Genomic DNA, 8773 nt, shown 5'->3' with positions numbered 1-8773 from the left:
GCTAATAAATGATACTTAAACTATTTATTCTGACTCCTGACTCCTGACTCCTGTCTCCTGACTCCTAATAACTTCTATTGATGGAGAAAATTTTTCAACCATTGTATCAGGAATAGCCTTACCTAAAGTAATCGCTCTAGTCGCCATAAACATTGCTAAAGCTAACCATAATATATGATTACTTTTTAATAACCAACCCACGATAGCAAAAGGTAAAAATCCTGCTAAAGTAGCGATTAATGTAGAATTACGCAATAAATTTCCTTGAGTTAAACCCAGAAAATAACCATCTAACATATAAGCCATACCTCCAAACCCCAACACAGGTATTAACCATAAAACATAACTACTAATATTGTTAATAACTTGACTATGATTAGTCAATAAACTAAATAAAGGAGTCGGGAATAAACAGAAGATTAAGGCAAAAATCAACCCGATACTCACACTAATTATTCCTGATAATTTTACCAAAACCTTTAATTGTTCTTGATTTCCTTCACCATAACTTTTTCCTGCTAAACTTTCTGTGGCAAAAGCTAAACCGTCAATAAAATAAGCGGCTAATGTCACTACCTGTAATAACAAAGTATCAGTTGCTAAAACTAAAGTATCTATGTATGAACTTAAATTAGTAAATATAGCAAAAGTAGAAATTAGGGCAAATGTACGAATTAGAATATCTCGATTGAGAATAAAAGTTTCTATAATTACTTGAGGTTGCCAAAGATTTTTGATTAACTGAGGAATTTCTGCCAAAGATATTAAGTTAAAAACACAAACTATCCCTACTACTAAAGTTATATATTGACTTATTGCTGTAGCACTACCAGCACCGCTACTCTCCCATCCCCAACGAACAATAAAAATATAATCTAAGATAATATTTGTTCCTTTATTAACTACTGACAATAGTAAAACTTTTCCTCCTTGTTCGAGTCCTAAAAACCAACCTATTAATACAAAGTTTAATAAAGTAGCAGGAGCACCCCAAATTAGACTTTGATAGTAGCTAATACCACTAGCTTTAACTTCTGGAGTTGCACTAAGTAAACTAAAACCAATTTCTCGCAAAGGATATTTGAAAATTATAATTATCGTGGCAATAGCTAAAGCAATTAAACAATTACGTAGACAAATTTGCTTTACTTCCCGATCGTTTCCACTTCCTCTAGCTTGAGCAGTTGTACCAGTCGTACTCATGCGTAAAAAGCCAAAAGTCCAGTAAATATAGTTAAATAAAACTGTGGCAATGGAAACTCCTGCTAAATGATGAATTTCATCTAAATAACCTAAAAAAGCTAAGTCTACTAGACTTGCCAAAGGCACCATTAAATTAGATAAAATGTTGACTAAAGCTAATCGGAGAAAGCCATTGTGAATAACAGATTTCATATTTTTCAGAGAGTGGAAATTGCTTATATTTGTATTAAAAGATGACAGATAATTTTAATTTTGTATAAGAATGAGAAAAGAATCTTTTTGAAGATACTCAATAAAAGAGAAACTCCATCCTCATAAATGTTATTTAAGCTATTCATTATGATTTCTGGCTCCTGTAAGTACCCAATCCTACGGCTGCCCTACCTGACTCCTAGAAACAGCCTAACTATTTGTAATAAACATTTATCAATTTGGTATTAAATTTCCATATATTAATTATAAATGTCATAATATTTACCGAATTATTAATTATTAATAATTAAATAATTCTGGTTTAAAGCCTCCCCTTGGATAGGGGAAAACAAAGAAATAATATTTCCTTATCTTCAATCAAGAACGGTTTTAATTATAGGTAATTATCAATTATCCATTATCCATTAATGAACTCATGTAAATAATATTAGATAGTTGATAATTATCAAAAAAATCACTAAAATGACGAGGGTAATAAGAGATTTATTTGACGTACAGGAAGACGTGGTACAGAATATTTTTTCTCAGTTTTCTTTTTGACTTTTTTAACAAAAGATTTCAGAGACCGGGGTGACCAAAATTTGTCATTAAATGCCACAAGCAATTTCTCAATATTAGAAGAGTCGTGTGCAAAAGATGAGTCATTTTGATAACTTGAAGGTGAACAAAGCTTAGAGTTTTTTTCAGAACACTCTAATCCCTTGCAAATAAAATAAGCTACAACTGTACAACAATTATTTTTGAGAAAATGATATTTAGTGTTTTTTTCTGACAAATCATTCTTTAAATACTTTTGATAAAACTTTCTTATTCGAGATTCATTTAAACCATGAATAACAATTTTCTTATGAGGTTTACCATCCCGACGATCGCAATCTTTTTTAAAGGAAATCGATTTAGCCCTAGGAATAAAAGTATCGAATATGATAGATTCCAAGGAAGCATATTTATTAAGGTTTCGCAAAAAAGCTATAGAGTTTTTGATTTTAGGATGATGACTTATATAAATTTCATCTTTTGGGTTTTTGTCATTAATAACGTGCATGGAAACGTGACCTACATCTAACCCATATATAGCATTATATGCAGTATCTCGAAGTGTACCTTTCCAGAAATTAATTATTACTGTCATTTTTTTAGGGAGTAGGGAGTAGGGAAGAGAAAATAAGAACAACAACTGTACGTTATAACTGTAGAACTTGCTATACTATTCCCTGTAATTCATTGCAAATTAGATACTGATTAAATATAGCTCAAATTTTACAGCTTTTCAAGAAGATTATATTTTTTACGGAGTAGGGAGTAGGGAGTAGGGAATAGGGAACAGAAAATAAGAACAACAACTGTACGTTATAACTGTAGAACTTGCTATACGTCGAGAAAATAAAAGTCTACTTATAGCATTTTGTTGAAATAGTAAAGTACAGTTTCTCTGAGAATATTTCCGTGTTGAGGTACACACCGAAGTGGGCAAGATTCCCACACTAGGAACATTCAATATCAACTAAAAAACTGCTGTAACTATTTTCGACGATTGAGGCATTTGCTTTTGTCTTTAACTGGAGAAAAATATTCTATTTTCGTGAATTCAATGGTTTGATTTAGTTGCATATTATAAACTCTAAACATCGCAAAACCAGCCCTCCCAATTGCTAGAAATCCAAGAGTGCTAATTAATGCTAAAAGCATCAAGTGCTAATTCTGCTGATGAATATCTATCTTTATAATTAGGTTGTACCATTTTTTCTAGCCAGATAATATTGTATCCTCAAATAATAGTTCCAATAAGCCCACTAGCACATATATCAAATAAGTTCCATAAAATAAGAGCAATTTTATTATAAAAGTTATTATAGATAAAACACCAAACATTATGATGGATATAAAAATATTGTTATTGATGGAATTCACTAAAGCACATACTGTTATACATATTACTGTCCACCAAATAAATAGAGGATTGAATTTCAATAAATCAAAACAGTAAAATATAACCATTGCCACTACAAGGCGAATAAAAAAGAAGATGAAAATAGATTCAGCTCCTAATTGAGGCACACAACCAGTTTCTACCTGAATATTTATCTTCTGAGTTTCTGATGTTGAATTACTGTGTAAAAAAATCTCTCTTCTATATATTTCATTTTTGACTAACTTACTGGTATCTACTGTAATTTTACACTCTACATTATTGCCTTCAAACTTATGAGGTGTAAATGAAATCCAACTTTGGTCATAAGGAGTATGAGGAGGGTCATTTACATCGGGAGCAACTTCCCACCTTCCAGATAAAATTGTTTCTGGAATTGGATTACTAACTGTGATTGTTTCTGTTAATTTTTCTCCCCATCTATTGCTAATAAATGCTAGATTTTTTTGACTAATTCTAACTTTCGGTAAACGATTGACATCTAAAGGTTGAAGAGCAGCTAAAGCTACCTGAGCATTTTCATATCTATCAGTATATTTTGGTTCTGCCATCTTTTCCAACCAATTAATCCAGCCTCTTTGTAATGGTGGAACTAAATGACGAAAAATTATCCGATAATTCGCATCTATTAAATTGCCAATATCTGCTGATTTTATCCCAGTTAATAAACAAATTAATGTCGCACCAAGACTATATAAATCTGACGCTTTTGTTAATTGATGATTAAACATTTGTTCGGGAGACATAAATCCCATCGTACCTTTAACAACACTACTTGCTGCTATTTCTCCTCTGAGGAGAAAATGAAATCCAACTATGGTCATAAGGAGTATGAGGAGGGTCATTAACATGGGGAGCAACTTCCCATCTACCAGATAAAATTGTCTGTGGAATTGGATTACTAATCTCTATAATACCTGTTAATTTTTCTCACCATTCATTACTAGCAAATGCTAGATTTTTTTTACTAATTCTAAGTTTCGGTAAACGGTTAACATCTAAAACTCGAAGAGCAGCTAAAGCCTCCTCAGCATTTTTATATCTATCAGTATATTTTGGTTCTGTTATCTTTTCCAACCAATTAATTCAACCTCTTTCTAATGGTGGAATTAAATGACGAAAAATTATCCGATAATCAGCATCTATTAAATTTCCAATATCTCCAGATTTTATCCCAGTTAATAAACAAATTAATGTCGCACCAAGACTATATAAATCTGACGCTTTTGTTAATTGATGATTAAACATTTGTTCGGGAGACATAAATCCCATCGTACCTTTAACAACACTACTTGCTGCTATTTCTCCTCCTCCCATCCTCGCAAAACCAAAGTCTACTAAATAAACTCTTAACTCCTCGTCAATTAAAATATTTTCTGGTTTAATATCTCGATGAATAACAGGTTGTGGTTGACTTTGGAGATAAACTAAAATTTCCAAAACTGAAATAGCAATCTGTTTAATTTCTTGGGGTTGCCACTGACGATAAATTACTGCTGATTCTGCTGCAATATATTCTTGAATCATGCAGAAACCATCGGCAGTTTGAAAAGAATCTAAGTATTAAGGAATCCCTCGATGATTGAGACTTTTTAATACTGCAATTTCTTGAGAGTAGGCATCATATTCTGCCCAAGTTGCTCCTAATTTGGCAAATTGAAATTGTTTAATAACTACGTTTTTGTGAGTCTTGATATTTTCAGCTAGATAAGTGACTCGCCCACCAATATTATTGCGACCAAGTTCTCTAATTATTTGATAACCTTGAGAAGAAAAATTGGGGTAATTATCTATGGGTTTTTGGTAAATTTTTGGGGAACAGGAAGCAGTTAAATTATCAAAGATTTGTTCTAATACTTATTTTTTTATTTACCAAAAAATGAGGTCTAAAGCCTCCCCTTTTAAGGGGATGAAAAAGCGGTCGTTTGCGGAGCATTCCGAAGGATGGGATGGCGAGGTTTCCGTTCCCTCCGGGACGCTACGCGTTAGCGGAGCTTTGCGCTAGCAAACGCCATATCCAATCGACCAAGAGAAATATTTAACTCAGTATTTCAAGCCTCCGACTTTAAGTCGGAGGTTCACTGATAACTGATAACTGATAACTGAAATGATCTATTATTTTCAGGAATTTTAATCTTACATACAATAGGAGTATTAGAGTAATAGAAAGAAAGGCGATCGCTCCGACTATTAATAGTTCTATTACTCCTGCAGTTATGCAGTTTAGAAGTTCAAAATAATCTTTCCCCAACTAAGACAATTAATAACTTTTCCGAAGTTTATATATTACATCGTGTATTATGATGTAACCATCAATCCTCATAGTCGAGGAATATGTCAAAATAATCAAGAAAACTAGACTACTGAAGATAATTTACGGAGAAAAAAACAGTGGACTCCAAGTATAACCCTGTATCCATTGAACAAAAGTGGCAAAAAACCTGGGCTGAACAAAACCAAGACCAAACCCCTACAAACAATAATCAGCCTAAATTCTACGCTCTATCCATGTTCCCTTACCCATCCGGTAACTTACACATGGGTCATGTTCGTAACTACACCATCACCGACGTTATTGCCCGACTCAAAAGGATGCAAGGTTATCGTGTCCTTCACCCCATGGGTTGGGACGCCTTTGGACTACCCGCAGAAAACGCAGCCATTGACCGGGGCATTCCTCCGGCTAAATGGACTCTTCAAAATATTGCCCAAATGAAAGAACAACTAAGACGTTTGGGTTTCTCCATCGACTGGGATAAAGAAGTCGCCACCTGCACCCCCGAATATTACCGTTGGACTCAATGGATATTTCTTCAATTTTTCCAAGCTGGTCTGGCCTATCAAAAAGAATCCGCCGTTAACTGGGACCCCATTGACCAAACTGTACTGGCCAACGAACAAGTGGATGGTGAAGGTCGTTCTTGGCGTTCCGGTGCAAAAGTGGAACGTAAATTGTTGCGTCAATGGTTCTTCAAAATTACTGACTACGCCGAACAACTCCTCAACGACTTAGATAAATTGCCTGGTTGGCCAGAGAGAGTGAGAACTATGCAGGCAAATTGGATAGGAAAATCTGTCGGAGCTTATTTAGAATTTCCCATCGTGGGGATGGATAAAAAAATCGGAGTTTTCACCACGAGACCTGATACTGTCTACGGCGTTAGTTACGTTGTTTTGGCACCCGAACATCCTTTGACAGAACAGGTGACAACCCCAGAACAACAAGCTACCGTCGAAAATTTTATTAAAGAAGTTGCTGCCGAAAGTGAACTAGAACGTACTGCTGAAGATAAACCAAAACGTGGCGTTCCTACTGGTGGTAAAGCTATCAACCCATTTAATAACAAGGAAGTTCCTATCTGGATCGCCGATTATGTACTCTATGAATATGGTACAGGTGCTGTTATGGGAGTACCCGCTCATGACGTGCGCGACTTCCAGTTTGCTAAACAATATGATCTACCCATCAAAACTGTAATTGTGGCAGATGACTCGGATAATGATGATGATGAGATGTCAGAAGCTTATACCGATGTCGGCATTATGGTTAACTCTGGTCCGTTTAATGGGGAAAAATCTACTTTTGCTAAAAAAGAAATTATTCAACTTGCTGAAGATGAAGGTTATGGAGAAGGTCGCATACAATATCGTTTGAGGGATTGGTTGATTTCTAGACAACGTTACTGGGGCGCACCAATACCTATTATTCACTGTCCAAAATGTGGTGCTGTACCTGTGCCAGATGCAGATTTGCCTGTAAAGTTGCCGGAAAGTGTGGAATTTTCTGGTCGTGGTCCGTCACCTTTGGCAAAATTAGAAGATTGGGTAAATGTTCCTTGCCCTAGTTGTGGTACTCCGGCAAAACGAGAAACTGACACGATGGATACTTTTATTGATTCGTCGTGGTATTACCTGCGTTATCCAGATGCGACAAATGAACAGCAGGTGTTTGATTCGGAAATGGTAAATGACTGGTTGCCTGTAGATCAATATGTTGGTGGTATCGAACACGCGATTTTACATTTGTTATATTCCCGATTTTTTACCAAGGTTTTGCGCGACAGAGGTTTGTGTAATTTTGACGAACCTTTCCAACGGTTGTTAACTCAAGGAATGGTGCAAGGTATTACTTACAAAAATCCCGTGACTGGTAAATATATTCCTTTCGCAGATGTTAACCCGGAAGAACCGAAAGACCCAAAAACTGGGGATAAATTAGAAGTCTTCTTTGAGAAGATGTCTAAGTCTAAATATAACGGTGTCGATCCGTTGGAGGTGATGGCAAAATATGGTGCGGATACGGCGCGGATGTTTATCTTGTTTAAAGCGCCACCGGAAAAAGATTTAGAGTGGGATGATGCTGATGTACAAGGTCAGTTTCGTTTCCTGAACCGAGTCTGGTCTTTGGTAACGCAATTTTCTACAAATAATAGTTTCAGTGAGTTGAAAGCAAAAACCAATGGTATTACTCAAGCAGACTTGAAAGATTTGGGTTGGTCTCGGTATTTGATTACTGAAATAACTAAAAATATTTCTGCATTTAAACTAAAAAATGTGGTGAAAGTTTATGCTGCTGCTGATGTCAAGGTAGCAATAGAAGCTAAGTTGAATCATTCCGAAACTCAACAAGAGACTAAGGATGATTTGCATAAAGGTTTGAGTTGGATAGAAGGTAGATTTGGTGAGGAGTTAACTAAAGCAGAGAAAGATGTGCGACGAGCGGTGCATACTGCTATCAAAGAAGTAACGGAAGATTTAGATGGAGATTATCAATTTAATACTGCTGTTTCTGAAATGATGAAGTTGAGTAATGCTCTTAGTGATGCTAGTTGCAAAGATTCAGTTATTTATGCTGAAGGTTTGGAAACTTTGCTATTGTTATTGACACCCTTTGCACCACATCTGACTGAGGAGTTGTGGCAAATTGCTGGTAACCTTGGTTCAGTACATACTCATCCTTGGCCGAAGTTTGACCCGGAAGCTTTAGTAGTAGATGAAATTACATTGGTAATTCAGATAAAAGGTAAGACTAGGGGAACTATTCAGGTGCCGGCAAAAGCAGATAAGGAAACTTTAGAAAAGTTAGCGCGAGAGTCAGATGTAGCGCAACGTAATTTGGCAGGTAAGGATATTAAGAAGGTGATAGTAGTTCCTGGTAAGTTAGTTAATTTTGTCGTTGGTTAATCAGAACTTACACACCTAAACAAGAAACCGGGTTTATATGATGAAACTTCGTTGATAAACCCGGTTTCTGTCTTCCTATTAATAAAACTATTGCGCAACAGTTTTTCTCTGGAGTGGGAAAGGTAGCGATCGCCCTATTGCCAGTTGATATCAAATCCGGTAGCATCGGTGTAATTAGATGGTGAGTTGGGGAGTTAGGGAGTAGGGGAGTAGGGGAGTAGGGGAGTAGGGGAGTAGGGGAGT

The 8773-nt window shown here is 35.7% G+C and carries 6 protein-coding genes and 1 pseudogene; 1 reads left to right on the top strand and 6 read right to left on the bottom strand.

Annotated elements, in window-relative coordinates; translation table 11 throughout:
- Positions 1 to 24 precede the first annotated feature (24 nt).
- From gntT to ACP6PL_RS16305, 5 genes and pseudogenes are all read right to left on the bottom strand, one after another.
- Positions 25 to 1395 (bottom strand): guanitoxin biosynthesis MATE family efflux transporter GntT, encoded by a 1371-nt coding sequence (gene gntT / locus ACP6PL_RS16325; protein ID WP_426546318.1) that lies wholly within the window; start codon positions 1393 to 1395, stop codon positions 25 to 27.
- Between the two features lie 478 nt (positions 1396 to 1873).
- Positions 1874 to 2548, bottom strand: coding sequence for a hypothetical protein (locus ACP6PL_RS16320; RefSeq protein ID WP_426546317.1), 675 nt, complete (start codon positions 2546 to 2548; stop codon positions 1874 to 1876).
- 614 nt (positions 2549 to 3162) lie between these two features.
- Positions 3163 to 4170 (bottom strand): serine/threonine-protein kinase, encoded by a 1008-nt coding sequence (locus ACP6PL_RS16315; RefSeq protein WP_426546316.1) that lies wholly within the window; start codon positions 4168 to 4170, stop codon positions 3163 to 3165.
- 106 nt (positions 4171 to 4276) lie between these two features.
- Entirely contained in the window at positions 4277 to 4423 is a 147-nt protein-coding gene (locus ACP6PL_RS16310; protein WP_426546315.1) for a hypothetical protein, read from the bottom strand.
- A gap of 9 nt (positions 4424 to 4432) precedes the next feature.
- Positions 4433 to 4894 (bottom strand): annotated as a pseudogene (locus tag ACP6PL_RS16305) (serine/threonine protein kinase); the annotation flags it as partial.
- A gap of 843 nt (positions 4895 to 5737) precedes the next feature.
- On the opposite strand from ACP6PL_RS16305, the gene leuS reads away from it, so the two are divergent.
- Positions 5738 to 8530 carry a leucine--tRNA ligase gene (gene leuS, locus ACP6PL_RS16300; protein WP_426546314.1) on the top strand — a complete coding sequence of 931 codons (2793 nt, stop codon included), beginning with the start codon at positions 5738 to 5740 and terminating at the stop codon, positions 8528 to 8530.
- Between the two features lie 7 nt (positions 8531 to 8537).
- On the opposite strand, the gene ACP6PL_RS16295 is transcribed toward leuS, so the two are convergent.
- Positions 8538 to 8773 (bottom strand): hypothetical protein (locus ACP6PL_RS16295; protein ID WP_426546313.1); only part of this gene is annotated, 236 nt, incomplete at its 5' end.

This window comes from Dapis purpurea BLCC-M126 (assembly GCF_050015975.1).
GTDB lineage: Bacteria > Cyanobacteriota > Cyanobacteriia > Cyanobacteriales > Microcoleaceae > Trichodesmium.
Note: the sequence above shows the minus strand (reverse complement) of the source record. Positions and strands in the feature narration are given on the sequence as shown.